The sequence below is a fragment of the Alcanivorax sp. HI0083 genome, assembly GCF_001635175.1.
This window is the reverse complement of the sequence record NZ_LWFX01001502.1, coordinates 1-1,760: the sequence shown is the minus strand read 5'-3', so window position 1 is coordinate 1,760 and position 1,760 is coordinate 1. Positions and strand designations below refer to the sequence as shown.

Annotated in this window: 2 protein-coding genes; both read left to right on the top strand. The window is 60.8% G+C overall.

The window, feature by feature from the left end:
* Positions 1-834 (top strand): FTR1 family protein (locus A3754_RS22720; RefSeq protein ID WP_197468792.1); only part of this gene is annotated, 834 nt, incomplete at its 5' end.
* A 140-nt stretch (positions 835-974) separates the two neighbouring features.
* Positions 975-1,760 (top strand): NAD(P)-dependent oxidoreductase (locus A3754_RS22715; protein WP_063521414.1); only part of this gene is annotated, 786 nt, incomplete at its 3' end.

Sequence of the window (1,760 nt, the reverse complement as noted above, 5' to 3'; positions counted from 1 at the left end):
CAACAGGGCCTGGCCCAGGCCAGTGATGCCTTGTCCGGTGATGGCCTTAGCCCGGCGGCAACCTTGTCTGCCAGTTTCTTCATCCTGTTCCGTGAAGGTCTGGAGGCCCTGCTGGTGGTGGCAGCCCTGTTGACGTTTACTCGCAAGGCCAACGCGGTGAAGGCGACCCGTCATATTCACTATGGCTGGATCACTGCGTTAGTGGCCGGCGGCCTGACCTGGTACGTGGCCAACACGCTGATTACCTTCAGTGGCGCATCGCGGGAAATGACCGAGGGTTTTGCCGGTGTGGTGGCCGCGCTGATTCTGTTTTACGTGGGCTTCTGGATGCACAGCAACAGCAATAGCCAGAAGTGGATGGGCTACATCAAGAGCAAGGTGGACAATGCCCTGGGCGAGGGCACCATCTGGGTCTTGGCCTTCGTGTCCTTCATTTCCGTGTACCGGGAAATTTTCGAGACCATCCTGTTCTATGAGGCCTTGTTGAGCCAGGTGACGGCGGCGACTCAGCCTTACCTGTTTTACGGTATGGGGGCGGCCATTCTGGCGCTGGCGGTGGTGTGTTTCCTGTTCTTCCGCATTGGCATGCGCTTGCCCCTGAGTCTGTTCTTCCGCGTGACCAGCATTGTGCTGCTGATCCTGTCGGTGATTCTGCTTGGCAACGGCATTGCCGCCCTGCAGGAAGCCGGGCTGATCAGTGCGTTCTACCTGGGCGTGCCCACCATCGAGTGGTTGGGTCTCTACCCGACCGTGCAAGGTGTGGTCGCACAATCAGTGGCGATTATCCTGGCCGTGGTTTTCTGGCTACGTGGGCGTCGCAGCCAGTCGGCCTGAGCACTGAGTTGCTCCGGGTATCGTGTCCCGGATTGAAAGAGCCGCCTGCGGGCGGCTTTTTTGATTGACGTGCCAGCCCGTGGCTACAGTCACCAGTGTGAATCGCGTAGACTTTTCGTTCCGTTAGTTCAGGACATTTCATGCCTCATATCAGCTTTCTTGGCATCGGTCTGATGGGGGCGCCCATGGTGGCGCGACTGCTGGATGCCGGTTTTTCCCTCACCTTGTGGAACCGTACCCCTGACAAGGCACAGCGATTTGCCAGTCGAGCACGCATTGCGGCCAGCCCGGCGCAAGCCGTGGCCGAAGCAGATGTGGTGATCACCATGCTGGAAGACGGTGCGGTGGTGGATCAGGTGCTGTACCAGAGCGATGCCATTGCCGGGTTGCGCCCGCAGGCGCTGGTCATCGATATGAGTTCCATTGAACCCGGCACCGCCCGGCGGCATGGGGCGCGGGTTGCGCAGCAGGGCGGGGGGTATCTGGATGCGCCCGTGTCCGGCGGTACCCGGGGAGCACAAGGCGGCACGTTGTCGATCATGGCGGGCGGGAGTGATCAAGACGTCGACCGGGCAGGGCCGATTTTTCAAGCCCTGGGCAAGGCGACGCATATTGGCACGGTGGGCAGCGGCCAGCTGGCGAAACTGGCCAACCAGGCGATTGTCGGCATTACCATCGGCGCGGTTTCAGAAGCCCTGTTGCTGGCCGCCAAGGGTGGCGCCCGCCCGGAAAAAGTTCGTGAAGCATTGTTGGGCGGCTTTGCGGGCAGCAAGATTCTTGAGCANCATGGCGAGCGCATGCTGGCCCGGGATTTCGAACCCGGCGCCCCGGCGCGGATCCAGCTCAAGGACTTGCGCATGATTCTGGACGAGGCCCGTGCTGAAGCGTTAACCCTTCCTCTTAGCCAGCGGGTGTTCGAACAATAT